Below are 25,120 nucleotides of genomic sequence, written 5' to 3'. Positions count from 1 at the left end.
GCCCCCTCGTCGTTCGGTCGGGACGGGCGGGGCGCGTCAGTCGCGGAGAATCTCCAGCGCGCGTCCCAGATCGTCAGGGTAGTCGCTGACGAAGCGGACCTCGTCCCCCGTACGGGGGTGCTCGAAACTCAACTCTCTGGCGTGCAACCACTGCCGATCCAGCTTGAGCCGGGCGGAAAGAGTCGGGTCGGCGCCGTACGTCAGGTCACCCACACAGGGGTGGCGCAGGGTGGAGAAGTGCACCCGGATCTGGTGCGTACGACCGGTTTCCAGCCGGACGTCGACCAGACTCGCCGACGGGAACGCCTCAAGCGTGTCGTAGTGGGTGATGCTCGGCTTACCGTCGGAGACCACCGCCCAGCGGTAGTCGTGGTGCGGGTGCCTGTCGATCGGGGCGTCGATGGTGCCGCGCAGCGGATCGAGGTGCCCCTGCACCACCGCGTGGTAGCGCTTCTCCACCTCGCGGTACTTGAAGGCCCGCTTGAGCGCGCTGTACGCCTGCTCGCTCTTGGCCACCACCATGACCCCGGTGGTGCCGACGTCGAGCCGGTGTACCACGCCCTGACGCTCGGCGGCACCGCTGGTGGCGATGGTGTGACCGATCGCGGCCAGCCCGCCGATCACCGTCGGGCCGGTCCAGCCGGGGCTGGGATGGGCGGCCACCCCGACCGGCTTGTCGACCACCACGATGTCGTCGTCGGCGTAGACCACCCGCAGTCCCGGTACCGCCTGGGGCACCACCACCGGCGCGGCGGCCGGCGCGGGCAGCGTCACCTCCAGCCAGGCACCCGCCCGGACCTTGTGCGAGTTGGGCCGCACCGCGCCGTCGACGAGCGCCTCACCGGCGTCGACGAGGGCGGCGGCGGCCGTCCGGGACAGCCCGAACAGCCGGGCGACCGCCTGGTCCAGCCGCATGCCGTCGAGGCCGTCGGGGACCGGCAGGCTGCGGTGGTCGCCGCCGGCGGCGAAGGTGCCCGTCATGCCCGCTCCCGCCGCTCGTCGTCCGCGTTCTCCGCCGTGGTCTCCGCAGCCCGCCCGGCGCCCTTGCGGTCGTCGCCGACCAGCCGGGTGCCGTCGCGCTGACGGCCGGTGAACTCCAGGCCGATCGCCAGGATCACGCCGCAGACCAGGGCGCTGTCCGCGATGTTGAAGATCGGAAACACCTGACCGTACGGGTCGAACACGCTGATCATGTCGACCACGTGGCCGACGAACCAGCCCGGCGCCCGGAAGATCCGGTCGATCAGGTTGCCGGTGACGCCGCCGACCACCAGGCCCAGCGAGATCGCCCAGGGCACCGACCGCAGGGTCCGTCCCATCCAGGCGATCCAGGCCAGCACGCCGATCGCGATCAACGGGAAGATCCAGGTGTAGTCCTTGCCGAGGCTCCACGCGGCCCCGCTGTTGCGGGTCAGGGAGAGGTAGACGGCCCCGCCCAGCAGCCGTACCGGCTCACGGTCGCTCAGTTCGACCAACGCCAGGTGCTTGGTGAGCACGTCGACCACCACCGCGAACGCCGCGAGGCCGAGCAGGATCGTGACGGGTGTACGCCGCGATCTCGTGGCGGTGCCCGGCTCGGCGGTGCCGGATTCAGCGGGCGGTACTGCGCTCATCTGCTCCCCATCGACGTATCACGGCGGTGCCGTGGCACCGCCGTGCACCAGCGCCGGGGAGCCCGCCGTCAGCGTCGCTCCGCCAGCTGTTTGCAGGTCACACAGAGGGTGGCCGACGGGAAGGCGGCCAGCCGCTCCACCGGGATGGGGTTGCCGCACCGCTCGCACCAGCCGTAACCACCTTCGTCGAGGCGCTCCAGAGCCCGCTCGACCTGCGTGATCCGTTCCAAGATGCTGTTGGCGAGAGAGATCTCCTGCTCCCGTTCGAACGTCTTCGTGCCGGTGTCGGCCTGGTCGTCCCCGGCCGAGTCGGTGAGGCGCTCGCGCTGCAGCTCGGTGATCTCGCTCAGCGTCTGATCGTACTCGGCGCGCAACTCGTCATGCCGTGCTGCCAGGGCGGCACGGATCTTGTCGGTCTCCGCGGCACTGCGGGTGGACTTCATCGCGGGCTTGCGCCCAGCGGTCCTGGTGTCGGCTGGTTTGGCCATCATCACTCCCTATGCCACGGAACCGCGGACGTCCGCGGTGCCTGGACCGGGGCCACCAGCATCGGTCACCCCAGGTACAAAACGGGCGCGCGGCCCTGTGGCCGCGCACTCCGGAGGTTCGCAAGGATACGGAACGTAAAGGCGTCCGACAACGTGCCGCACCGAAACGCCCGTCCCACCCCGATTCACCCCAAACCGGAACGACCGTAACAGACCCCTACCCCCTACCCCCTACCGTCCCGCAGGTTGATCAAAGAAGTTGCGTCATCCTCGGCCGGATCCGAGACGCAAACCTCTTGATCAACCTGGGGTGGGGCTTGGCGGGGGCGGGTCAGGGGGTGGTGAGGAGGTGGGTCAGCTGGGCGGTGAGGGTGGGGGAAGCGGGGGTGATTTGGAAGAGTTTGTCGCGGCTGCTGGCACCCGTGCGGAGGGAGACTGTGGCGGGGCGGACGCCGAGCGCCTCGGCCAGGGCGCGGCGGGCGGCCTCGGTGGCCCGGCCGTCGACGGCGGGGGCGTTGACCGCGATGACCAGGGCTGGGCCGTGCGGGCCGTCGTACCGGCCACCCACCCGGGCACGGGACGCCCCCGGCTTCACCCGGACGGCGACAGTGAGCGTGTCGTCGGCCATCGGATCAGGTCAGCGCCGACCGGACTGCGACAACAACGTGGTGTCGGGCGCGCAGGTCGCGCACGGGGTGAAGCCCAACTCGACCGCCTCGGCAACCGGCAGCGGCTCGTGGTCCCGCCCGACCAGGTGCGCACACTCGTCCAGGTGATAGCGGGGCCGACCGTCGACCACCCGGACCTCGTCGGACAGCCGGGACACCAGGACGGCCTGCTCCGGGGTGACCTCCTGCGCGGGGGGTTCGTCGTCGTACGCCTCCGCCGTGCCGGCGTTGGTCCCCGGCGCCGCCCCCGCCGGCGGGCCGGGTGGTTGCCGCCACCCGGATGCGCCGTCGTTCGTGGTCGGTGGGACATGCTGCGCCGGGATGGTGACCGATCGGCCACCAGCGGTATCCCGCTGGGTCGTGGACCGGGCGGCAGCCGCCTGGCGGGCGCCGGCGACCAGCGCCACCGCAGCCAGCAGGCTGGCCCCGATCGAGACGACAAGCAACAGGCTGGATCCGCTGGCCAGCCCGAGCACCAGGAGCGCCACCGCGACGAGGATGAGCGCGAGACTGATGACTATCACGGCTCACCCCCGTCGCGTCGTAGACGATGAGGCAGGGCGAGCGACCGCCGTGACGGCCGCCGCCCGGTTCAGCGACCGGCCTCGAGTGCCCCGGAGCGACCCCCGCCGTAGGAGCCGGCGAGACCTGCGGCGGCCAGGCCGTTGCCGGCCGCGCGGGTGCCTTCCCCACGGGTCATCTCCGCCTCCAGGCCCTGGCCACGACCGTCGAGGTCGCGCAGCTGGCTCTCCAGGTAGGCCTTGAGACGGGTACGGTACTCGCGCTCGAACTGCTTGAGCTCCTCGATGTGCTTCTGCAGCGCGGTGCGCTTGGCGTCGAGGCCACCCATGGCTTCCTGGTGCCGCTGCCGGGCGTCCCGCTCCAGCGCGTCGGCCTTGGCGCGGGCCTCGCGGGTGACCTCCTCGGCCTTGGAACGGGCCTCGGAGAGCAGCTGGTCGGCCTCGCGGCGCGCGTCGGAGACGTGGTCGTCGGCGGTCCGCTGGGCCATCATCAGCACCCGCAGCGCCTGCTGCTCGCCGTCACCGCCCGGCACGGCGCCACCGGTCGCGGCGCGCACCTGCTCCAGCTCGGCCTGCATCGCGCGAGCGGCCTGCTCGGCGGCGGCCTTGTCACGCTGCACCCGGTCGAGCTGGGCCTTGACGTCGTTGAGCTCGGCCGCCAGACGGGCGTCACCGCCGGGACCGGCGGGGGCACCGCCCCGTCCCCCGCGCTCCACCTGGGCGCGCAGTTCGTTGTTCTCCTCGATCAGACGGGCGAGTTCGCGCTCGACCTCGTCCAGGAAGGCGTCGACCTCCTCCTCGTCGTAGCCCCGCTTACCGATCGGCGGCTTCTTGAAGGCGACGTTGTGGACGTCGGCCGGGGTCAGCGGCATCGAAACTCCTCGGGTCAGTTGCGGCCGCGATAGCGCGTCGGTCATCAGGCGGTCCTGAAGATCGCCGGCTCTAACACAAACCTCATCAGCACGAACAGGATAACCAGGAGCACAAGGGAGGCCAGGTCGATGCTCACGGTACCAATTCGCAGCGGAGGGATCACACGCCTCAACGCCCAGAGCGGGGGATCAGTGACGCTCCACACGGATTCCAGTCCGGCCGATGCTCCGCGACCAGGCTGCCAGCGCCGCCCGTACTGCAGGACCGCGCTCAGGACGAACCGGGCAAGGAGAATGATCAGGAAGAGATAGGTGATCAGGTAGAGCACCTGGAGCAAGATCGACAACACGGCAGGCGACGTCCCTCGGGTCGGGCGGGTCAACTCAGGCTGAAGAACCCGCCCTCGGCGATCTTGGCCTTGTCCTCCGCGGTGACCTGGACATTGGCCGGCGAGAGCAGGAACACCCGGTTGGTCACGCGCTCGATCGTACCGCGCAGCCCGAACGCCAGCCCGGCGGCGAAGTCAACCAGTCGGCGGGCATCCGCCTCATCCATCTCGGTGAGGTTGATGATCACGGGAACGCCGTCCCGGAAGTGCTCGCCGATGGTGCGGGCCTCGCGGTAGGTGGTGGGGTGCAGCGTGGTGATCTGGTAACGCTGCTCCTCCTCCTGGACCACCGCCCGCTCGCGGGGCTGCGCCTGCGGCGCCAACGCCAGGTTGTCCCGGGTGTGGTAGGTCAGAGCGCCGGACTGCTCCCCCGTCGACCGGGTGATCGAACGTACGCTGGACCGCTCGACCCGCTCCGGGCGCTCGGAGTCCAGCCGCTCGGACTCGCTCAGCCGACCGCCGGAGCGCTCGCCGAGCCGCCCCCGGTCGCCGAGGCGCGGACGAGGCGCGGGCGGCTCATCCACCTCGTCGTCCACCTCGTCGGCGAACTCCTCGGCATACCGGCTCTGCCGGTAGCGCGACTCGCGGTAGCCACCCTTGTCGTAGCCACCGTCGTCATAGGCCCGCTCGTCGTCCTCTTCGACCAGTCCGAGCCAGACCCCCGCCTTGCGCAGTGCACCCATCCCCGCGCCCTTCCCGTCCGCCGTGCGGCACACGCCCCCGTACGTGTCGCCTGTCGCGAGTGGACCACTCCTGCCCACCGGACCGGAACGGCAATCCCCTGACGCACAATTCGCGTTGCACGTCACGCCCCCCGGTCGCCGGTAAGGCCGCTCCCACAAACAACACTGATGTAATTTGCTTCCCTCGCGGCCAGGCTACCGCAGCGTGGGACGCATTCCGAGCAACGCGCTGCCGACGCGGACATGTGTCGCGCCGTGGCCGATCGCCGCCTCCAGATCACCGCTCATGCCGGCCGACAGCGCGACGGCCTGCGGATGCTCGGCGCGCACCGTCTCGGCGATGGCGGCCAGGCGCGCGAAGGCACGCTCCGGCTCCCAGCCCAGCGGTGCCACCGCCATCAACCCGGCCAGTCGCAGTCCCGCCGAGGCGGCCACTGCGGCGGTGACCGGCCCCAGCCCGATGTCCGGGTCGGCCGAGTCCGGCACCGACCCGCCCCGGCTCGGGTCGCCGTCGATGCTGACCTGCACGAACACTTCCAGCGGCCGGTCCCGACGGCCGGTCGTGGCCGCGTCCAGGGCGGACGCCAACCGGACGCTGTCGACGGACTGGACCACGTCGGCGTACCGGACCACCGACTTGACCTTGTTGCGTTGCAGCCGGCCGATGAAGTGCCAGCGCGGGGCGACCCCGGCCAGGGCGACCTGCTCGGCCTTCGGCGCCGCCTCCTGGTCGCGGTTCTCCCCGACGTCGGTCACCCCGAGCCCGGCCAACGCGATCACGTCGGCCGCCGGGTAGGTCTTGGTGACCGCGATCATGGTCACCTCGGTCCGGTCCCGGCCGACCGCGACGCAGGCGTCGGCGATCCGGGTCCGTACGCGCGCCAGCCCGGCGGCCAGTTCGGCACGCCGGTCGGGACGCACCAGAGAGGCGCTGTCGGTCATGGTCGGTACTCAGGAGCCGTTCTTGAGAAAGTCGGGCACGTCGACGTCGTCGAAGAGCACCCGGCGTGGCGACTGCGGCGTCACGGGGGTGGCGGGCGACGGCACGACCGGCGTGCTCGGCTGCGCGGGCTGGTTCTGGTTGGTCTTGCGGGCCGGCTCGGCCGCCTTGTAGGCGGGCGTGCCACCGTCGAAGCCCGCCGCGATCACGGTCACCCGCACCTCGTCGCCGAGCGCGTCGTCGATGACCGCACCGAAGATGATGTTGGCGTCCGGGTGCGCCGCGTCCGTGACCAACTGTGCCGCGTCGTTGATCTCGAACAGACCCAGGTCGGAGCCACCGGCGATGGAGAGCAGCACCCCACGGGCACCGTCCATGCTCTGCTCCAGCAGCGGGCTGGAGATGGCCGCCTCGGCCGCCTCGACGGCCCGGTTCTCCCCGCGGGCGCTGCCGATGCCCATCAACGCGCTGCCCGCGCCGCTCATCACGCTCTTGACGTCGGCGAAGTCCAGGTTGATCAGACCCGGGGTGGTGATCAGGTCGGTGATGCCCTGGACACCGGAGAGCAGGACCTGGTCGGCGGTACGGAAGGCGTCCATCATGCTGATGTTGCGGTCCCCGAGCGCCAGCAGCCGATCGTTCGGGATGACGATCAGCGTGTCGCACTGGTTACGCAGCTCGTCGATGCCCGCCTCGGCCTGCACCTGCCGCCGCTTGCCCTCGAAGGAGAACGGACGGGTCACCACGCCGATGGTCAGCGCGCCCAGCTTACGGGCGATGTTGGCCACCACGGGCGCGCCGCCGGTGCCGGTGCCACCACCCTCGCCGCAGGTCACGAAGACCATGTCGGCGCCCTTGAGCACCTCCTCGATCTCGTCGCGGTGGTCCTCGGCGGCGTTCTTGCCGACGTCCGGGTTGGCGCCCGCGCCCAACCCCCGGGTCAGTTCACGGCCGACATCGAGCTTGACGTCGGCATCGCTCATCAGCAGCGCCTGCGCGTCCGTGTTGATCGCGATGAACTCGACGCCCTTGAGCCCAACCTCGATCATCCGGTTGACGGCGTTGACGCCGCCGCCCCCGATGCCGACGACCTTGATGACCGCCAGGTAGTTGTGCGGAGGTGTCATCTCCGGTCCTTCCCTTCGAGATTGGCTACTCCCCGACCGGTTACGGCGCGGCCAGACCCATGGTCGACGCGACTGTCACCAGCGAGGTCGAGGGGGTAAACCCTCACCCTCTACTAGAGGGTTACAGTTATGTCAACCACTGATCCTCTTTCGGGCAACGTAGGCGCAGCCGAGCGATGAGCCAAGGACCTTACCGGCGTGTCGCCGGAGGGAGCGCCAAGCGTCACAACCTGATCAACGGCTCACCGGAATGTCACCACGTCCGGCGCGCTGACGTCGATGCGGGTGGCGTCCTGATCGAGCAGGGCGGTGGCGACCCGAGCCTTGTCCGTACCCCGGGTCGCATCTCCCCAGAAAACCGTCAGATCGCCCCGCAGCCGTACACTGATCCGGGCCAGACCCTCGACGGTGATCTCGACCAGTTGCTCGCGCAACTCGGGGGTGAGCGCGCCGAGCACCTCCAGACCGGCGTCCGTCGCCGGATCGTCCGGGCCCGGCTCGGCCAACCGGATCATCGGAAGACCCGCCGGGCGCTCCGACACCGTACGGAACGCCACCCCGGCGGCGTCGACCACCACGAACTGCTCCCCGCGTGGCACCACCGCCACCGGGGTACGTTCCGTGAGCCGCACGACCAGCGCGTCCGGCCAGTCGCGGTGCACCGTCACCCGCTCCACCGGCGGCAGGGTGCCGATCCGGTCGGCCAGCTCGGCCAGATCCACCCGGGCCAGCGGAGCACCGTCGAGCACCCCGGCGGCGTTGCGTACCTGCACCGCGCTCACCAGCTCGGCGCCTTCCACCCGCACCTCGCGTACGCCGAACAGACCGGTGCCCAGCAGCACCCACGCCACCAGAGCAGCCACGGCGAGCATTCCGCCGACCACCGCCCACGGCAGCGCCGCCCGCATCCGACGACGCCGGGCCCGCGCCATGAACCGTCGGGTGGAGGCGGGCACCGCGTCCCGGCCGGCACGCACCAACTGCCACTGACGGGCCGGACGCCACCCTCCGCCGCCGTCGACGCCGGTACCGCGCCCGCGCGCCGGACCGGGACTCATTCCGCCACGGGCGCCGCACCGTTGCGCGCGGCGGCGTCGGGAACGGTCCCGCCGATGCTCGTCGACCCGCCGGCCAGACCACCGGCCACCGTGCCGGCCGCCTGCTGCGGATCGGCGGTACGCGCGGTCAACGCGGCCAGCAACTCGTCACCCATCAGCGAGATCGGCGGAGCACCCATGGTCACCACGACGTCGCCGGAGCGGGCCCGACGGGCCACCTCCGCCGGCGCGGCGTCCCAGGAGTCGACGAAGACCTTCCGCTCCGCCGGCAACGCCACCGCCTCGATCAGCGCCGCCGACCCCTCCCCCGGGCCACGCTGCTCACCCGGGCCGAAGACCTCCAGCAGCACCAGTTCGTCGGCGATCGCCAACGCCTCGGCGATCTCCGACTGCAGGTCGCGGGTCCGGTAGAGCCGGTAGGGCTGGAAGACGACAAGCAGCCGACCCTCGCCGGCCACCTCGCGCAGCGTCTGCAGCGCCAGGGTCATCGAGGTCGGATGGTAGGCGTACTCGTCGTAGACGAGGACACCGTCGGCGACGCCCTTGCGCTCGAACCGCCGACGCACCCCGGGGAACGCGGCCAGCGCCGCCTCCGCCGCCTGCAGCGGCAATTCCAGCAGGTACGCGGCCAGCACCGCCGAGGCGCTGTTGAGAGCCATGTGCCGGCCGGGCACCGGCATCCGGAACTCACCGAGCGAGCGGCCGTCGATGTGGGCCAGGTAACGCACACCCCGCGCAGAGGAGGCCATCTCACTGAGCCGCAGGTCGGCGTCGGCGGACTCGCCGTAGGTGTAGACCCGACGCCCCTCCGCCCGCAGCGTGGCGGCCAGCCGCTGCCCGCCCGCGTCGTCGGCGCAGGTGATGATGAAGCCGTCCGGGTCGGTGAGCCGGGCGAACTCGGCGAAGGTGGCCTCCAGGTTGGCCAGGTCGCCGTAGGTGTTCAGGTGATCCGCCTCGATGTTCGTGACAATCGAGACGAACGGACGGTAGATGAGGAAGGACCTGTCGCTCTCGTCCGCCTCGACCACGAAGTACTCGCCGGTGCCGTGATGCGCACCCGAACCCACCTCGGAGATTTCGCCACCGATCACGAAGGACGGATCGGCGCCCGCCTGCTGGAACACCATGGTGACCATTGAGGTGGTGCTCGTCTTGCCGTGCGTGCCGGCGACCGCCACCGTACGCCGGCCGGTCATCGCGGCGGCCAGGGCCTCCGAACGGTGCAGGACCCGCAGGCCACGCTGACGCGCCTCGACCATCTCCAGGTGATCGGCCGGGATGGCCGAGGAGTAGACCACCGTGTCGACACCGTCGAGATTGGCCGGCTCGTGCGTCATGTGGATGGTCCCGCCGAGCGCCCGCAGCCCGGCCAGCGACGGCCACTCGCGCAGTTCGCTGCCGGAGACCGGCAGGCCCCGGGTGAGGAACAGTCGGGCCAGGCCGCTCATGCCGACCCCACCCACCCCGATCAGGTGGATGTGACCCAGATCCTCCGCCGTCACCGTACCCGCCGGACTGAACGTTCTCATTGGGCCGCACCTTCTTTCGTTCGCGACTGCGGGGCTCGCAGACCCGGCTCACTCCTCGCGCTCACTGAGCCGGCTTTTGTTCGCGACTGCGGGGCTCGCAGACCCGGCTCACTCCTCGCGCTCACTGAGCCGGCTTTTGTTCGCGACTGCGGGGCTCGCAGACCCGGCTCACTCCTCGCGCTCACTGAGCCGGCTTTTGTTCGCGACTGCGGGGCTCGCAGACCCGGCTCACTCCTCGCGCTCACTGGGAGACCGCCTCGTAGACGAAGTTGAGCAGGGCCTCGTCGCCGTCGCGTCGGCCGTAGGCCGCGGCGGCGGTGCCCATGGCGTGCAGCCGCTGCGGGTCGCGGATCAGCGGGATCACCGTACGCTCCAGCCAGTCCGGGGTGAGCTCGCTGTCGTCGACCAGCAGGCCGCCGCCGGCCTCGACCACCGGCAGCGCGTTGCGCTTCTGCTCCTGGTTGCTGTGCGGGTACGGCACGTAGATGGTGGGCAGGCCGATGGCCGCCACCTCCGCGCAGGTCATCGCGCCGCCCCGGCCGAGCATCAGGTCGGCGGCGGCGTACCCGGCATCCATGTCGGACAGGTACGGCAGCGTCACGTACGGCACCGGCAGGTCGGTGGGGATCGGCACCGGCTCGTTGCGGGCCCCCATCACGTGCAACACCTGGATGCCGTTGCGGGCCAGTTCCTTGGCCGCACCGGCCACCGCGAGGTTGATCGACCGGGCGCCCTGCGAGCCGCCCGCGACGAAGAGCACCGGCAGATCCGGGCGGAGCCCGAAGTGGGCGCGGGCCGCGCCGCGCATGGCCACCCGGTCCAGCCCGGCGATGTTGCGCCGCAGCGGCACGCCGACCACCCGCGCCTCCCGCAACGACTCGGCCTGGGCGGGCTGGTGCGGGAAGCCCACCGCCACATGCTTGGTGAACCTCATGCCGAGCCGGTTGGCCACCCCCGGCGGCACGTTCACCTCGTGGATCACGATCGGCAGCTCCCGCCGCCAGGCGGCCAGGTACGCCGGCACCGAGACGTACCCGCCGAAGCCGACCACCACGTCGGCGCGTACCTCGTCGATGATCTTGCCTGCGGCGCGGGCCGCGGTCCACATCCGGCCCGGGGTACGGACCAGGTTCATGTTGATCGACCGAGGGAGCTGGTACGCCGGGATGTTGCGCAGGTCGTAGCCGGCGGGCGGGATCAGCTGATTCTCCAGGCCCTTGGGTGTGCCGAGACAGGTGATCCGGACGCCGGGGTCGTGTCGGCGTAGGCAGTCGGCGAAGGCGAGCAACGGGTAGATGTGTCCCCCGGTGCCACCGCCCGCGAGCACCACCGAACGCAGCGGACCCATCAACGTCTCCTCTCGCTCGCCACCGACCCACTGCGACCCCGGCCGTCCCGGGCGCCACGCGGTGCGGCCTGGTCGTCCGCACGCCGCTTACGGGCCCGGGGCACGGATCCTCGGGCAGCCGACGGCGACGCCGCACGGCGACGCCGGCCGGGAAGCGGCGGCAACGGAGCCCACACTAGTCGGACCCATCGGGCGGGCGGGCGGGCATGCAGGGCCCGGGCCGCATCGGGTTCCGCACGGGCGAAGGACGCCAGCATGCCGACCGCCGCGAGGGTGACGACCAGCGCGCTACCACCGACCGAGATGAACGGCAGCGGTACGCCGGTCAATGGCAGCAGGCCGATCACGCCGCCGATGTTGATGAAGGCCTGCCCGATCAGCCAGGCGGTGACGCCCGCTGCCGCCAGCCGTCGGAACGGATCGTCGACCCGCCGGGCGATCCGCAGGCCGGTGTAGGCCAGCACGGCGAACAGGGTGACCACCACGGCACAGCCGACCACGCCGAGTTCCTCGGCGATCACCGCGAAGATGAAGTCGTTCTCCGCCGCCGGCAGCCAGTCCCACTTGCTGCGCCCCTGGCCCAGGCCGGTGCCGAACCAGCCCCCGTTGGCGATGGCGTACCGGGCCTGCACCATCTGGTAGCAGAGTTCCTCCCGGCACTGCTCCAGCGGCGGCGGGCTGACGAACATGGTCAGTCGTTGCAGCCGGTAGTTGTCCTCCCCCCGGACCCCGGAACCGGCGCCGAGGGAGGCCACCGCCACCAGCAGGCCGATGCCGGCCAGACCGATCGCGCTGAGCGTGGCGAAGACCCGCAGCCGCACCCCGGCCGCCCAGAGCAGGCCGATCACCAGCGCCATCAGACAGAGCATGCTGCCCAGGTCGTTGTAGCCGACCAGGACGAACATCAGGCCCACCACCGGGAACAGCGGGGTGGCCAACTCCCGCCACCAGCCCAGCGCCGCGCCCTTGCGGGCCAGCACGTACGCCCCCCACAGCACCAGCGCGAACTTCGCCACCTCCGAGGGCTGCACCCCGATACCACCGACGTACAGCCCGAGCAGCTCGGCCTCCATCGGCCCGATCCTCGCCGGCGCGCCGGTCAGCCGCCCGTAGGCCACCAACGCGTTCAGCAGCAACAGCAGCCCCACCGCGATGGCCAGCACCGGCCGCCCCAACGCCCGGTAGGTGCGGGCCGGCAGGCGCTGGCAGACCCAGAACGCCACGATGCCGATCACCGCGAAGATCGCCTGCTTGACCAGCGAGGCCGAGGCGTTGCCGCCCGCCGCGTAGTCGCGCACGCTGGTGGCCGAGAAGACCATGGTCAGGCCGATCAGCAGCAGCAGCCCCGTGCTGGCCAGCAGCAGATGGTACGAGGCCAGCGGCCGGGCCAGCAGGCCCTGCAACGCGGCCAGGCCGCCCAACGCGTCAAGCCCACGCCACGGCCCACCGGGCGTCACCGGCCCCGGCGCACCCGCCCCGGCCGTACGCCCGGCACCGCTGGTGGTCGATCCCGCCGCCCGTACCGTGTCCCCGGTCCGTTCGGCCTCAGCCACCCGCCCAGCATCCACCGCCGCGTCCGCCTTAGCCGCACCACCGGCCCGCCGCCGCCGACCGCCGTCCGCCGTGCCGCTGTCTCCCCACGCCTCCCCCACAGCGCCATCATCGCCGCTGCCACCACCCCACACCCCCGGTATCCCCCACTCGGCGTGTCGCACCCCTCCCACCCCACCCCTCGTTCTCCGCGTTGATCAAGAGGTCTGCGTCAGGAATCCGCTGTCCGGAGACGCAAACTTCTTGATCAACCGGGGAGCCCGGGGGGTGAGGGGGTCAGCCCATGTTGGCTAGGAAGTCGCTGTAGAAGAGGCCCAGGGCGATGGCTACGCCGATGCCGGCGATGATCCAGAAGCGGACCACGATGTTGACCTCGCTCCAGCCGGCCAGTTCGAAGTGGTGCTGGAGGGGGGACATTCGGAAGACGCGCTTGCCGGTGGTCTTGAAGGAGATGATCTGGATGACCACCGACATGGTGATGATCACGAACAGGCCGCCGATGATCGGCAACAGCAGGATGGTGCGGGTGGACATCGCCATGCCGGCGATCAGACCGCCCAGGCCGAGTGCGCCGGTGTCGCCCATGAAGATCCGGGCGGGCGAGGTGTTCCACCAGAGGAAGCCCACACAGGCGCCGGCCGCCGCTCCGGCGATCAACGCGATCTCCAGCGGATCCCGGACGGTGTAGCAGTAGTTGTTCGGGTTGGCGGTGTACGCCGGGTCGGCACACCAGTGCCGGTACTGCCAGAACGCGATCACCGCGTACGCGCCGAGCACCATCACCGACGCGCCGGTGGCCAGGCCGTCGAGGCCGTCGGTGAGGTTCACCCCGTTGGTCGCCGCCATCACCACGAAGATGAAGATGATCACCGCGCCGATCTTGGTGACGTCCAGCGCCGGAATGTCCCGGATGAAGCTCAGCGTGGTGCTGCCGACGGTCTCGGTGTTGGTCTGCGCGCCGGTGGCGTCGGTCATCGTGGACGGGAAGTAGAGCGCCACCACGCCGAACACCGCGCCGACCAGGATCTGCCCGAGCAGCTTGCCCCGGGCGCTCAGACCGCCGCTGTGCCGCTTGCGCACCTTGAGGAAGTCGTCGATGAAGCCGACCGCACCGGCGAAGACCATCAGCCCCAGCAGCACCAGCGCGGTGATAGTCGGCTCGACCTGGGCGATCTGCGCGTCCGGCAGGGTGGTCAGGGCCAGGTGCCCGGCGACGTACGCGATCACGGTGGCGAGGATGAACACCACGCCGCCCATCGTCGGCGTGCCCTTCTTGCCCTGGTGCATCTGCGGGCCCTCGGCCCGGATGGGCTGGCCCGCCTTCAGCCGGGTGAAGACCCGGATCGCGATCGGGGTGCAGAACAGCGAGACCAGGAAGGCCACCCCGATGGCCACGATGACGGCCCTCACGCGGCGCCACCTCCGGCCGCCGGATCAGCCGGGCCGGTGGCGACGGCGTCGGCACGCAGCGCGTCGGCCACCTCCCAGGTCCGGTACCGGGACCCCTTCACCAGGACCACGTCCCCCGGTCGTAGCTCGCTGCGCAGCACCTGAACGGCCGCCGCCTGATCGGTGAGCAGCACCGATTCTCCTCCCCAGTCACCTACCGATGTCGCCCCGTGGTGGATCGGCGCCGCCGCCTCGCCAACCACGAGCAGCCGGTCGACGCCCAATTCGGCCGCGAGCCGGCCCACCTCGGTATGTCCCTGCGCCTCGAACTCGCCCAACTCGGCCATGTATCCGAGCACCGCGAAGGTGCGCCGTCCCGCTCCGACGCCGGCCAGCGCCCGCAACGCCACCGACATCGACGCCGGGTTGGCGTTGTACGAGTCGTCGATCACCGTCACGCCGTCGGTGCGCTCGAAGACGTCCATCCGGCGGGTCGAGACCAGCCCGAGCTCGCCCAGCGCGACCGCGATCTCGACCAACGGCATGCCGAGTTCCCGCGCCACCGCCGCGGCGGCGAGAGTGTTCCAGACCTGATGCCGCCCGGTCAGCGCGAGCCGCACCGTCGCGCTGCCCTCCGGCGTCACCAGGGTGTACGCGGGCCGCCCCCGCTCGTCCAGCGTCACGTCCACCGCCCGCACGTCGGCGTGCGCCGCCTCGCCGTAGCGGACGACCCGGGCGGTCGTACGGCCGGCCATCGCGTCGACAAGCGGATCGTCGGCGTTGAGCACCGCCAGGCCGTCCGCCGGCAGCGCCTCGACGAGTTCACCCTTGGCCAGCGCGATGTTCTCCTGCGAGCCGAACTCGCCGATGTGCGAGACCCCGACGTTGAGCACCACGGAGATGCGCGGCGGCGCCACCTCGCACAGGTACCGCACGTGCCCGATGCCCCGGGCACCCTTCTCCAGCACCAGGTAACGCGTCGAGGGCACCGCCTGCAACGCCGTGTACGGGTGACCCAGCTCGTTGTTGAACGACCCGGGCGGCGCCACCGTCTCCCCCAGCCGCGCGGTCAGCTGGGCGATCAGGTCCTTGGTGGTGGTCTTGCCGGACGAACCGGTCAGCCCGATCACGGTCAGCTGCGGCAGCCGGTCCACCACGGCACGCGCCAGCCGGGCCATCGCGGTCAACGCGTCGGCGACGACGACCATCGGCACCCCGGGCACCTCACGGGTACCCAGCACCGCCGCCGCGCCGGCCTGCACCGCTGCGGCGGCGTAGTCGTGCCCGTCCACCTTCTCCCCGTCGAAGGCGACGAAGAGCCCGCCGGAGGTGACCTTGCGGGAGTCGAACTCCACGCTGCCGGTGACCTGTGCGGTCGGGTCGGCGGCCACCAGCCGTCCGTCGACGGCCGACGCGATCTCGGCCAGACTCAATGCGATCATCGCTGGCCTCCCAGGCTGCCGAAGCGGGCCCGCAGCGCGTCGGCCAGTTCGGTCACGTCGTCGAACGGAAACACCTCACCGGCGATCTCCTGACCACGTTCATGGCCCTTGCCGAGCACCGCCACCACATCGCCGGGTTCGGCCTGGCGGACCGCCTCGTCGATGGCCGCGCGCCGCCCGGCCACCTCGACGATCCGGGTCCGTGTCCCGGCGTCGTACGCCCCGGCGAGCACCTCGGCGCGGATCGTCGCCGGGTCCTCGGTGCGCGGGTTGTCGTCGGTCACCAGCACCACGTCGGCTCCCTTTGCGGCGGCCGCGCCCATCGCCGGCCGCTTGCCCCGGTCCCGGTCACCGCCCGCGCCGATCACGCAGATCAGCCGGCCGCTGCTCAGTTCCCGCAGGGCGGCCAGGACGGCCACCACCGCGTCGGTCTTGTGCGCGTAGTCGACGACGCCGCGTACCCCGCCGGCCACGCCCACCGACTCCAGCCGCCCCGGTACGCCGCCGCAGGCGGCCACCCCCCGCGCCGCGGTGGCCGCATCCACCCCGGCGGCGACCAGCACGGCGACGGCCAGCAGGGCGTTCGCCACGTTGTGCCGTCCGGGCAGCGCCACCCCGGCGTCGAGGACCAGCCCGTCCGGGCCGTGCAGGGTGAACCGCTGGGCGTACCCCTCGCCGTCGACGTCCTCCGCCCACCAGGTGGCGGAGGGGTCACCGGCGGCCGAGTAGCTGATCGTGGCGGGCTTGAACAGGGCCTTCAGCGCCGGGTCGTCATGGTTGAGCACCTCGTGGGCGCAGCGGCCGTCGAACAGTCGGGCCTTGGCCGCGAAGTAGTCGTCGGCGTCGGCGTGGAAGTCGAGGTGGTCGGAGCCGAAGTTGGTCCAGCCACCCACGTCGAAGCGCACCCCGCCGACCCGCCCCATCGCCAGGGCGTGGCTGGACACCTCCATGACCACCGCGGTGACGCCGCGTTCGAGCGCGGCAGCGAGCATCGCGTGCAGGTCGGTGGCCTCCGGCGTGGTCCGTACGCTGTCCAGCACCAGATCGCCGAGGCGGGTCTCCACGGTGCCGATCAGGCCGGTGGTGTGACCGGCGGCCCGCAACCCCGACTCGACGAGGTACGCGGTGGAGGTCTTGCCGGCCGTGCCGGTCACCCCGATCACCGTCAACTTCTCGGTCGGGTCGCCGTAGACGGCCGAGGCGAGCGTGCCGAGCACCGCACGCGGGTCGGCCACCACCAGGGTCGGCAGTCCGTGCCCGGCGGCCAGTTCGGCACCGGCCGCATCGGTGAGCACGGCGACCGCGCCGGCCGCCGCCGCGTCGGCGACGAACTCCGCGCCGTGGCGTCGGGCGCCGGGCAGGGCCGCGTACAGGTCGCCGGGGTGGACCTCACCGCTGGCGTGGGTCACCCCGGTCACCGTCGCATCGACGGTGGTGGGGGGCGCCACGGCGAGCCGGGCGGCTAGGTCACCGAGCCGGATTCCGGTCACGGTACGGGGACGAGGATTGCCGCGCACGGCGTCAGACCCTACCCGGTCGCCCGCTGATGGCCGCACGGCGCGCCTGAATCTCCGCCACAGGGAGTCGAACCGCAGGTCGTGAGCGACCGGCGAACCGAAGGCGGGGTCGACCCGCCGGCCGGGTGTGCCGGCGGGTCGACCGTGGCGCACTCCGGCCTACGGGAAGACGGTGAACTTCGGCGGCGCCTCGCTCGACGGCGGCACCTTGAAGTGCCGCAGGGTGAAGGTCATCATGTCCCGGAATGCCGGAGCTGCGACCTTTCCGCCACCACCGCTCGGGCTGTGCACGAAGACCGCGATCACGTAGCGCGGGTTCTCCGCCGGTGCCATCCCGATGAACGAGGCCACGTCGCCGGGCTGCTTCTTGCCGTCGACCAGCCGCCAGCCGGTGCCGGTCTTGCCGGCCACCCGATAGCCGGGGACGGCGGCGGCCAGCCCGGTGGCGTTCTCCACGGTGGTGACCGCCTCCATGATGGTCCGCAGCGCCTTGGCGTTGTCAGGGCTGAGCACCGGACGGGTCGCCGGCGGCTCGGCCGGGGTCCGGTTGCCCTGCGGGTCGATCGTCTCCTTGACCAGGTGCGGCTGGACGTACGTGCCGTCGTTGGCGATGGCGGCGTACGCGGCGGCCATCTGCAACGGGGTGGCGTCCACGCTGTGCCCGATCGGCACCGACCCGTGCGACGAGTCGCTCCACTCGGACAACGGCAGCAGCCGGCCGCTGGCCTCCCCCGGCATGCCGACACCGGTCGGCTTGCCCAGGCCGAAGCGGCGCTGGTAGTCGATCAGGCGTTCCGGGCCGAGCTTGTCGGCGATCTGGATGGTGCCGACGTTTGAGGAGTAGGCCATCATTCCGGCCACGCTCATCCGGCGACCGTTGGCGAAGTGCGTGTCCGGGAACCAGGTGTCGCCCTTGCGGATGGCGTTGGACACCGGGAACGACGTGTCGGGGGTGATCACCCCCTCCTGGAGCGCCGCCCCGAAGGTGATCGCCTTGTGCACCGAGCCCGGATCGACCACGAAACTGGTGGCCGCGTCCTCCCGGTCGGTCGGGTCGCTGTGCTGCGGCCGCGCCGCGTTGTAGGTCGGCTCGCTGGCCTGCGCCAGCACCTCCCCGGTACGCACGTCGATCACCACCGCCGCGGCGGTGCTGGCCTGCGCCGCCTTGGCCTGCTCGCTGAGGATCCGCTGGCACATGAACTGCAGGTCCCGGTCGATGGTCAGCACCATCGAACTGCCCGGTTTGGCCGGGGTGGTGCGGCTGTAGCCGCCGGGGATGGGCGCACCGAGGCCGATCTCGAAGGTCCGTTCGCCGTCCTCGCCGTGCAGCAGGTCGTCGTAGCGCGCCTCCAGCCCTTCCAGCCCGGCCATGTCGATGCTGGTGAAGCCGATCAGGTTGGCGGCCAGGTCACCGCCGGGCACCTCGCGTCGCTCGTCGCGTTGGGTGTAGATGCCGGACAGTTCAAGCTTCATGATCTCGCGGGCCCGGTCGATGTCCACCCCCCGGGCCAGGTACTCGAACCGCGAGTCGACGCCGTACCGCTTGCGGGGTCGCATCTTCTCAGCCAGTTCCGAGGCGGGGATGCCGAGCAGCGGGGAGAGCGTCCGGGCGGTGGACTCGATGTCCTCGACCCGGGTGGGGTCGGCGTAGACGTAGCGGGCCTCGACGCTGTGCGCCAGGGCCGCGCCGTCCCGGTCGTAGATCGCCCCACGCGGCGCGGGTAGCTGCACGGTCCGCAGCCGGTCGGCCACCCCGCCGTCGGCGTACGCGGGCGTGTCCACCGCCTGGAGCACGACGAGCCGGATGCCGATCGCGACGAACATGGCCATCACCAACGCGGTGCCCAGCCGTAGCCGGCGCACCGGATCGGCGAGCCTCGGCGGGCGGGGCGGCTTGCGGGCCGGGCGGCGCGGGGCCGCCCGCTCCTCGCGGCGCGGGTCCCGGCCACCGACCCGCCGACGTGGCGGCTCGACCGCCTCGCCACCCGGGGTGCGGGCCGTGACGGTACGCACCACCGGGGTCCGGCCGGTGCCGCCGTCCCGACGGGTCGGACCGCCCGGCCGGCCACCGGCGCGGGTCGCCGCCGCCCGACCACCGTCGAGCACCTGCAGGGCCGGCCGGAACGGATCCTGCGACCTACTGCTGCGCGGGGTACGCCGCTGCTCGGGCCGCCCGGCCGCCGGGGTGCCGCCGCCTTCCCGGATGGTGCGGCCCCGCGGGGTGTACGCCCGGGCGTCGGAGATGCCACCGATGCCCGGCTCGCCACCGCGCTCCCCGGTGGCGCGCGGCGGTACCCCCCGATCCGATGCACCACGCGACGAACCGCGCCGGGAGCCTGTGGCGTCCCGGCGCGGTTCCTCCGACCTCGATGGCACGGTCTACCCCTCCGCGCCCTGGGTGCTCGTGATCGACGCCTGCCCACCGGCCGGCTGCGGCACGCCGATCAGCTTGCCGTCGGGCAGCCGGATCAGAGCCGGCTCCCCCGACTCGACCAGCCCCAGCTTGCGGGCCTGGGCGGCCAGGTTGCCCGGCGCCTCGGCGTCGGCGATCTGCTTGGTCAGCTGCTGCTGCTCCACGTCGAGCTTGGCCTGCTGCTCCTGCAACTCCAGCAACCGGAAGGCGTTCTCGTTGATCTTCGTGTTGACCGCCAGGATGCCCAGCACCCCGCCGACGACAAGCATCACGACCAGCGCCGCGAACGGCGCCCGAGGCACCCGCACCGGCGGCGGCGGAGCGACCCGCAGTCGCGGTGCCGCCTCCCGCTGCGGCTCACTGACACCGGCCCGCTCGACCGGCCGCAACGCGGCGCTGCCCTCGGTGCGGAACTCGCGCGCCCCCCGGGCGCGAGTCTGCTCCAGCGGGCTCATCCGCTCCGTACGCCGGGTGGTGTCCCCGGTCCCCCGAACCCGCTCCGCCGCGATCCGGCCCCCCGACCGCGGTACGCGCTGCCCGGCGCCGGTGATGTTCCGGCGCTTGTCGACGCTCATGTTCCCTCCCCCTCTTCGTCCGTCGTCTCCCCCGGCCGCGGACCCGATTCGGATCCGACGGCCGATCCCGTCCCCGGTTGGTGCATCGCCTTGACCCGGCGGCGGTACCGTTCGCGGTCGGTACGCCCCTGCTGCCGGGCCTGCGGGTCGATCCGTTCCGCCGCCCGCAGCCGCACTGAGGCGGCTCGCGGGTTGGCGGCGACCTCCGCCTCCCCGGGCAGCTCCGCACCCCGGCTGAGCAGCCGGAACGTCGGCTCCGACCCGGGTAGTTCGACCGGGAGGTCGATCGGGCCGGTGCTGCGGACCCGGTCGGCGAGCGCCTGTTTGGTGAGCCGGTCCTCCAGCGAGTGGTAGGACAGGACCACCAGGCGACCGCCGACGGAGAGTCGGTCCAGGGCGGCCGGCAGCGCCGTCTCCAGCACTGCCAGTTCCCTGTTTACCTCGATCCTCAAAGCCTGAAACGTTCTCTTTGCCGGGTGTCCACCCGTTCGTCGGGCTGGTGCCGGAATCGACTCCCGGACCAGCTCGGCCAGCCGCGCCGACGAGGTGATCCGGGCGCGTTCCCGTTCCCGGATGATCGCCGAGGCGATCCGGCCGGCGAACTTCTCCTCGCCGTACACCCGCAGCACCCGGGCCAGCTCCGGATGGGTGTACGTGTTGACCACCTCTTCGGCGGTCACCCCCCGGGTCTGGTCCATCCGCATGTCCAGCGGCGCGTCCTGCGCGTACGCGAACCCGCGGTCGGGCGCGTCGAGTTGCAGCGAGGAGACGCCGAGGTCGAACAGGATCCCGTCGACGGTCGGATAGCCCAGCCGGTCGAGCACCTCGGGCAGCTCGTCGTAGACGGCGTGCTCCAGGTGGACCCGGTCGGCGAAGCGGGCCAGCCGCACCCGAGCGTGCTCAAGCGCCTCGGTGTCCCGGTCCAGGCCCACCAGGATCGTCTCCGGATGCGCCTGCAGGACCGCCTCGGCATGGCCGGCCAGACCCAGTGTCGCGTCGACGTGCACGGTGCGCCCGCCGCGGCCCAGTGCGGGGGCCAGCAGCTCGAGACACCGCTCAAGCAGCACCGGCACATGCGTGCCGCGTAGCTCCCCCATGTCGACCCCCACTGGCTTGACCTTGTTTTCTTCTGCGTCCTGCTCGTCGGACGACGCCGTGCCGTCGTACCGCCAGATCCCCATCCGCTCCCCGCCCGCCCGTCGGGCCACAGCCCTCCGTGTCGGATCGTGCGCCTGGCACCGGGGAAGGGATGCCAGGAACTCGAAAGCGGCTGGAGATCTCGCAGTACGTCGGGCGTCGTCACGCCCTACAGACCGCCGGGCAGCACCCCTTCCTCGATGTCGGCGAAGTCGTCTTCGCTCTCGGCGAGGTAGGTCTCCCAGGCGACCTTGTCCCAGATCTCCACCCGGGTGCTCGCGCCGATGACCACCAGGTCCCGGTCGAGCCCCGCGTAGCTGCGCAGGTGTGCCGGGATGGTCACCCGGCCCTGCTTGTCGGGCACTTCGTCGTGTGCGCTGGCGAAGAAGACACGGCTGTAGGCCCGGGCCGCCTTGTGTGTCATCGGCTGCGCACGCAACTGATCCGCGATGCGCTGGAACTCAGGCGTCGGGAAGACGTAGAGGCAGCGCTCCTGCCCTTTGGTGATCACGACACCCCCCGCCAGCTCATCCCGGAACTTCGCCGGAAGGATCAACCGGCCCTTGTCGTCCAGGCGCGGAGTGTGGGTGCCGAGAAACACGGCCCAACCCCCTCGCCCTTCTAGCGGCGTTCGCGCGCCGCTGACCCCCCGGGCCGGTGGGCCCTCCCGGCCTCACCAATGCGCCCCACTCTACTCCACTTCCCTCCACCCGCAACCAGATTGGACCGCGTGGCGCGCCACGTTGGACCACAAAAGCGCACGTCAGTCGGGGTGGGGCGGAGTGGAGGGCGCAGCGGCCTCCGCGGCCCGGTCCGCTATCCGACATAGATCGACTCCGGCCGGCCAGCCGCCACCGACCACATCGCCGACAAAGCCCACCCGAACGGATCGGCAATCTGAGCCCTGCCATGGTCCGGTAACCTCGCTCGCGTGACGGACGCAAAGATGCCCCTTCGGGCAAAGGTGGCCAGTTCCGTGTCACGGACCGCCGCGGCGCTGTCGCGGGCCGCGGGCCGTGGCGACGGTTCGGTGATCGGCGGCTGGATCGGCTTGAAGATCGACCCGGACCTGTTGGCCCACCTCTCCGCCGGTCGGGCCATCGCGCTGATCTCCGGCACCAACGGCAAGACAACCACCACCCGACTGGCCGCCGCGGCCGTCGGCGTGCTCGGTCGGGTCGCCACCAACTCGTTCGGCGCCAACATGCCCACCGGCCACACCTCGGCGCTGGCGAAGGCGGGCAGCACCCCGTACGCCGTGCTGGAGGTCGACGAGCACTACCTCGCGCAGGTGATCGAGGCGACCGAGCCGCACGTGGTGGCGCTGCTCAACCTCTCCCGCGACCAGCTGGACCGGGCCAAGGAGGTCGCCATGATGGCGCAGCTCTGGCGCGCGGCGCTGGTCCGGCACCCCGACATCCGCATCGTCGCCAACGCCGACGACCCGATGGTGGTCTGGGCGGCCACCCCGCCGGCCACCCACGATCAGCGGATCACGCCGCCGCACGTCACCTGGTTCTCCGCCGGGCAGCGCTGGCACGACGACTCCTGGGTCTGCCCCGAGTGCGGGTCCACCATCCAGCGCTCGGGTGAGCAGTGGTGGTGCACCGGCTGCCCGCTGCGCCGGCCGCAGCCGCAGTGGACCGTCGACGACCAGGGCGTCCTCGACCCGACCGGCGCCTGGTACAAGGTCAAGCTCCAGCTTCCGGGCAAGGTCAACGTCGGCAACGCGGCCACCGCGCTGGCCGTCGCCGCCGAGTTCGGCGTACGCCCGTTCGACGCCGTTCCGCGCCTGGCCGATGTCACCTCGGTCGCCGGACGCTACGCCCAGGTCGTCCGGGACGGGCGTACGGTCCGCCTGCTGCTGGCCAAGAACCCGGCCAGTTGGCTGGAGGCGTTCGACATGGCCGAGCTGGCGCCGACACTGCTGTCCATCAACGCGCGGGATCCCGACGGGTTGGACACCTCATGGTTGTTCGACGTCGACTTCGCCCCGCTGCGCGGACGCCAGGTGCTGATCACCGGCGACCGGGCGTACGACCTGGCGGTCCGCCTCGACGTCAACGACGTGCCGTTCCAGCACGTACGCACGTTCGACGACGCCGTGCGGGCGGTACCGCCGGGGCGGCTGGAGGTCATCGCGAACTACACCGCGTTCCAGGACATCCGAGCGGAGTTGGACCGTGTCAACTGAGACCCTGCGCATCGTCTGGATCTACCCCGACCTGCTGTCCACCTACGGCGATCGGGGCAACGCGCTGATCCTGGCCCGGCGGGCACGCCAACGCGGGTTCCCGGTCGAGGTGCTGGAGGTCCGCTCCGACCAGCCGCTGCCGACCACCGCCGACATCTACCTCATCGGTGGCGGCGAGGACGGGCCGCAGGCGCTCGGCGCACAGCGACTGCTCGCCGACGGCGGCCTGCACCGGGCCGTGGCCCAGGGCTCGGTGGTGTTCGGGGTCTGCGCCGGCTACCAACTGCTCGGCACCTCGTTCTTCGCCAAGGGCACCCAGTACCGCGGCCTGGAACTGCTCGACCTCAGCTCGGACCGGGGCGCCAGCCGGGCGGTCGGCGAGCTGGCCGGGGACATCGACGCCCGGCTGGGCCTGCCGCCGCTGACCGGCTTCGAGAACCACGGCGGTCGCACCCAGCTCGGCCCCGGGGTGTCCCCGCTGGCCCGGGTCACCGCCGGAGTCGGCAACGACGGCGCCACCGAGGGAGCCTGGCGGGGCAAGCTGCTCGGCACGTACTCCCACGGGCCCGCGCTGGCCCGTAACCCGGCCCTGGCCGACCTGCTGCTGCGCTGGGCCACCGGCGCCCAGCAGTTGCCGCCGCTGGACGACACCTGGGCCGACCGGCTGCGCGCCGAGCGTCGAACCGCGGTGGCAGCTGCCGCCCGGCCATGATCCCGGCCGTCCGGCGGCTGCTCGGCCGCCGGTCACCAAACCCCGCCGGCCCTCCGTCCGGCGGCGCTTCTGGCGGCGGCGCTTCGGCCCGCGGCGCGGGACGACGGGTGTGGCGCGTCGTCGCGACGTCGTCGGCGCTGCGGTTCGGCATGCTGCTGTTCCTGCTCGCCGGATTCGGGGTGATGCTGCTGCTCACGCCGCTGCCCGACCCGGCGACGCTGCCACACCTGGCCGACCGGCTGGGCGGGTTCGCCCCGGTCGCGGCGGTCCTCGGCGGTGCGCTGCTGCTGGTCGCGCTGGTGCCGCGTACCTTCATCACGCTCGCCGCCGGCGCGATCTTCGGAATGCTGCCCGGCGCCCTGTACGCGTTGGGTGCCGCGCTGCTCGCGGCGGCGGTCGGTTTCGCCGTCGGCCGGCTGCTCGGCCGGGACTTCGTCGCCGAGCGGGTACGCGGCCGGCTGGCCCGGTTGGACCGCTGGTTCACCCGGCAGAGCGTCTTCGGGGTGATGACCGTACGGCTGCTGCCCATCTCCGGGTTCGGCCTGGTCAGCTACGGCTACGGCACCACCGGCGCGCGACTGCTGCCCTTCCTCACCGGCAGCGTCATCGCCTCCGCGCCGACCGCGTTCGGCTACGCGGCCCTCGGTGCCGCCGTCACCTCCCCCGACGGGATCAACTGGTACGCCGCCGCCCCCGCCGCCCTGGGCTTCATCGCCAGCGCAGTACTGCTCACCCGCTGGTGGCGCGCCGAACGCCGAACCCGCGCCACCCTCCCCCTCAAGTAAGCCTCCGCCACGCGCCACGTCGTGCGAGAGGATCGCCCGCACTTCATGGTCACGCTCGATGTGGGATCGAGTGGTCTCGCAGCACGGCAAGGCGACTCGATCCCACATCGAGCGTGATCCCGCGGCCCCGCCACTCAAGAGGGCGAGATGCCAGTCGGTGCATGTTAAG

The 25,120-nt window shown here is 71.8% G+C and carries 24 protein-coding genes; 3 read left to right on the top strand and 21 right to left on the bottom strand.

What is annotated here, in order from left to right; all coding sequences use genetic code 11:
* Positions 1-36 precede the first annotated feature (36 nt).
* From EG812_RS00840 to mraZ, 21 genes are all read right to left on the bottom strand, one after another.
* Positions 37-981, bottom strand: coding sequence for an RluA family pseudouridine synthase (locus EG812_RS00840; protein ID WP_013735072.1), 945 nt, complete (start codon positions 979-981; stop codon positions 37-39).
* Complete coding sequence (gene lspA / locus EG812_RS00835) at positions 978-1,613, bottom strand: signal peptidase II (RefSeq protein WP_126710467.1); 636 nt, start codon at positions 1,611-1,613, stop codon at positions 978-980. Before lspA ends, EG812_RS00840 begins: the two co-directional genes overlap by 4 nt.
* 68 nt (positions 1,614-1,681) lie before the next feature.
* A complete protein-coding gene (locus EG812_RS00830) occupies positions 1,682-2,101 on the bottom strand; it encodes a TraR/DksA family transcriptional regulator (protein WP_043725316.1) in 420 nt (139 codons plus the stop codon).
* A gap of 331 nt (positions 2,102-2,432) precedes the next feature.
* On the bottom strand, positions 2,433-2,729 hold the full coding sequence (locus tag EG812_RS00825; protein ID WP_126710466.1) for a DUF167 domain-containing protein: 297 nt from the start codon (positions 2,727-2,729) through the stop codon (positions 2,433-2,435).
* A 9-nt stretch (positions 2,730-2,738) separates the two neighbouring features.
* Entirely contained in the window at positions 2,739-3,293 is a 555-nt protein-coding gene (locus EG812_RS00820) for a hypothetical protein (protein ID WP_013735076.1), read from the bottom strand.
* A 68-nt stretch (positions 3,294-3,361) separates the two neighbouring features.
* Positions 3,362-4,162 carry a DivIVA domain-containing protein gene (locus tag EG812_RS00815; RefSeq protein WP_013735077.1) on the bottom strand — a complete coding sequence of 267 codons (801 nt, stop codon included), beginning with the start codon at positions 4,160-4,162 and terminating at the stop codon, positions 3,362-3,364.
* 44 nt (positions 4,163-4,206) lie between these two features.
* Positions 4,207-4,512 (bottom strand): YggT family protein, encoded by a 306-nt coding sequence (locus tag EG812_RS00810; RefSeq protein ID WP_013735078.1) that lies wholly within the window; start codon positions 4,510-4,512, stop codon positions 4,207-4,209.
* A 29-nt stretch (positions 4,513-4,541) separates the two neighbouring features.
* Positions 4,542-5,234, bottom strand: a complete 693-nt coding sequence (locus EG812_RS00805) for a cell division protein SepF (protein ID WP_013735079.1) — start codon at positions 5,232-5,234, stop codon at positions 4,542-4,544.
* Between the two features lie 195 nt (positions 5,235-5,429).
* Entirely contained in the window at positions 5,430-6,176 is a 747-nt protein-coding gene (locus tag EG812_RS00800) for a YggS family pyridoxal phosphate-dependent enzyme (RefSeq protein ID WP_126710465.1), read from the bottom strand.
* Positions 6,177-6,185: 9 nt separating this feature from the next.
* Complete coding sequence (gene ftsZ, locus EG812_RS00795; protein ID WP_013735081.1) at positions 6,186-7,301, bottom strand: cell division protein FtsZ; 1,116 nt, start codon at positions 7,299-7,301, stop codon at positions 6,186-6,188.
* Positions 7,302-7,543: 242 nt separating this feature from the next.
* Positions 7,544-8,359, bottom strand: coding sequence for a cell division protein FtsQ/DivIB (locus EG812_RS00790; protein WP_013735082.1), 816 nt, complete (start codon positions 8,357-8,359; stop codon positions 7,544-7,546).
* Positions 8,356-9,888, bottom strand: a complete 1,533-nt coding sequence (gene murC, locus EG812_RS00785; protein ID WP_126710464.1) for a UDP-N-acetylmuramate--L-alanine ligase — start codon at positions 9,886-9,888, stop codon at positions 8,356-8,358. The genes EG812_RS00790 and murC overlap by 4 nt, the downstream gene beginning before the upstream one ends.
* A 241-nt stretch (positions 9,889-10,129) precedes the next feature.
* Positions 10,130-11,236 (bottom strand): undecaprenyldiphospho-muramoylpentapeptide beta-N-acetylglucosaminyltransferase, encoded by a 1,107-nt coding sequence (gene murG / locus EG812_RS00780; RefSeq protein WP_013735084.1) that lies wholly within the window; start codon positions 11,234-11,236, stop codon positions 10,130-10,132.
* Entirely contained in the window at positions 11,236-12,648 is a 1,413-nt protein-coding gene (locus tag EG812_RS00775) for an FtsW/RodA/SpoVE family cell cycle protein (RefSeq protein ID WP_233579402.1), read from the bottom strand. Before EG812_RS00775 ends, murG begins: the two co-directional genes overlap by 1 nt.
* A 415-nt stretch (positions 12,649-13,063) precedes the next feature.
* On the bottom strand, positions 13,064-14,197 hold the full coding sequence (mraY, locus tag EG812_RS00770; protein ID WP_013735086.1) for a phospho-N-acetylmuramoyl-pentapeptide-transferase: 1,134 nt from the start codon (positions 14,195-14,197) through the stop codon (positions 13,064-13,066).
* Entirely contained in the window at positions 14,194-15,618 is a 1,425-nt protein-coding gene (locus tag EG812_RS00765; RefSeq protein WP_013735087.1) for a UDP-N-acetylmuramoyl-tripeptide--D-alanyl-D-alanine ligase, read from the bottom strand. The genes mraY and EG812_RS00765 overlap by 4 nt, the downstream gene beginning before the upstream one ends.
* Positions 15,615-17,135: a UDP-N-acetylmuramoyl-L-alanyl-D-glutamate--2,6-diaminopimelate ligase gene (locus EG812_RS00760; protein ID WP_126710463.1), complete on the bottom strand. Its 1,521-nt coding sequence runs from the start codon at positions 17,133-17,135 to the stop codon at positions 15,615-15,617. Before EG812_RS00760 ends, EG812_RS00765 begins: the two co-directional genes overlap by 4 nt.
* A gap of 159 nt (positions 17,136-17,294) precedes the next feature.
* The gene (locus EG812_RS00755; RefSeq protein WP_126710462.1) at positions 17,295-19,511 is read right to left on the bottom strand and encodes a peptidoglycan D,D-transpeptidase FtsI family protein; all 2,217 of its coding nucleotides are present in this window, start codon (positions 19,509-19,511) and stop codon (positions 17,295-17,297) included.
* 3 nt (positions 19,512-19,514) lie between these two features.
* Entirely contained in the window at positions 19,515-20,123 is a 609-nt protein-coding gene (ftsL, locus tag EG812_RS00750; RefSeq protein WP_126710461.1) for a cell division protein FtsL, read from the bottom strand.
* Positions 20,120-21,220, bottom strand: a complete 1,101-nt coding sequence (gene rsmH / locus EG812_RS00745; protein WP_126711054.1) for a 16S rRNA (cytosine(1402)-N(4))-methyltransferase RsmH — start codon at positions 21,218-21,220, stop codon at positions 20,120-20,122. Before rsmH ends, ftsL begins: the two co-directional genes overlap by 4 nt.
* 209 nt (positions 21,221-21,429) lie before the next feature.
* Positions 21,430-21,861 (bottom strand): division/cell wall cluster transcriptional repressor MraZ, encoded by a 432-nt coding sequence (mraZ, locus tag EG812_RS00740; protein ID WP_013735092.1) that lies wholly within the window; start codon positions 21,859-21,861, stop codon positions 21,430-21,432.
* 345 nt (positions 21,862-22,206) lie between these two features.
* On the opposite strand from mraZ, the gene EG812_RS00735 reads away from it, so the two are divergent.
* From EG812_RS00735 to EG812_RS00725, 3 genes are all read left to right on the top strand, one after another.
* On the top strand, positions 22,207-23,454 hold the full coding sequence (locus EG812_RS00735; protein ID WP_043721531.1) for a Mur ligase family protein: 1,248 nt from the start codon (positions 22,207-22,209) through the stop codon (positions 23,452-23,454).
* A complete protein-coding gene (locus EG812_RS00730; RefSeq protein ID WP_013735094.1) occupies positions 23,444-24,166 on the top strand; it encodes a type 1 glutamine amidotransferase in 723 nt (240 codons plus the stop codon). Before EG812_RS00735 ends, EG812_RS00730 begins: the two co-directional genes overlap by 11 nt.
* Positions 24,167-24,315: 149 nt before the next feature.
* Positions 24,316-24,951 carry a TVP38/TMEM64 family protein gene (locus tag EG812_RS00725; protein ID WP_233579401.1) on the top strand — a complete coding sequence of 212 codons (636 nt, stop codon included), beginning with the start codon at positions 24,316-24,318 and terminating at the stop codon, positions 24,949-24,951.
* The last annotated feature ends 169 nt before the right edge of the window (positions 24,952-25,120 follow it).

The sequence above is a fragment of the Verrucosispora sp. FIM060022 genome, assembly GCF_003977705.1.
Taxonomy (GTDB): Bacteria; Actinomycetota; Actinomycetes; order Mycobacteriales; family Micromonosporaceae; genus Micromonospora; species Micromonospora gifhornensis.
Note: the sequence above shows the minus strand (reverse complement) of the source record. Positions and strands in the feature narration are given on the sequence as shown.

Coding starts and splice junctions, on each gene's coding strand:
- murG (WP_013735084.1), bottom strand. CDS start 11,236: ATGGGTCCGCTGCGTTCGGTGGTGCTCGCGGGCGGTGGCACCGGGGGA.
- EG812_RS00800 (WP_126710465.1), bottom strand. CDS start 6,176: ATGACCGACAGCGCCTCTCTGGTGCGTCCCGACCGGCGTGCCGAACTG.
- EG812_RS00815 (WP_013735077.1), bottom strand. CDS start 4,162: ATGCCGCTGACCCCGGCCGACGTCCACAACGTCGCCTTCAAGAAGCCG.
- EG812_RS00805 (WP_013735079.1), bottom strand. CDS start 5,234: ATGGGTGCACTGCGCAAGGCGGGGGTCTGGCTCGGACTGGTCGAAGAG.
- ftsZ (WP_013735081.1), bottom strand. CDS start 7,301: ATGACACCTCCGCACAACTACCTGGCGGTCATCAAGGTCGTCGGCATC.
- EG812_RS00790 (WP_013735082.1), bottom strand. CDS start 8,359: ATGAGTCCCGGTCCGGCGCGCGGGCGCGGTACCGGCGTCGACGGCGGC.
- murC (WP_126710464.1), bottom strand. CDS start 9,888: ATGAGAACGTTCAGTCCGGCGGGTACGGTGACGGCGGAGGATCTGGGT.
- EG812_RS00825 (WP_126710466.1), bottom strand. CDS start 2,729: ATGGCCGACGACACGCTCACTGTCGCCGTCCGGGTGAAGCCGGGGGCG.
- EG812_RS00735 (WP_043721531.1), top strand. CDS start 22,207: ATGCCCCTTCGGGCAAAGGTGGCCAGTTCCGTGTCACGGACCGCCGCG.
- EG812_RS00830 (WP_043725316.1), bottom strand. CDS start 2,101: ATGGCCAAACCAGCCGACACCAGGACCGCTGGGCGCAAGCCCGCGATG.
- ftsL (WP_126710461.1), bottom strand. CDS start 20,123: ATGAGCGTCGACAAGCGCCGGAACATCACCGGCGCCGGGCAGCGCGTA.
- lspA (WP_126710467.1), bottom strand. CDS start 1,613: ATGAGCGCAGTACCGCCCGCTGAATCCGGCACCGCCGAGCCGGGCACC.
- EG812_RS00725 (WP_233579401.1), top strand. CDS start 24,316: ATGCTGCTGTTCCTGCTCGCCGGATTCGGGGTGATGCTGCTGCTCACG.
- rsmH (WP_126711054.1), bottom strand. CDS start 21,220: ATGGGGGAGCTACGCGGCACGCATGTGCCGGTGCTGCTTGAGCGGTGT.
- EG812_RS00840 (WP_013735072.1), bottom strand. CDS start 981: ATGACGGGCACCTTCGCCGCCGGCGGCGACCACCGCAGCCTGCCGGTC.
- EG812_RS00765 (WP_013735087.1), bottom strand. CDS start 15,618: ATGATCGCATTGAGTCTGGCCGAGATCGCGTCGGCCGTCGACGGACGG.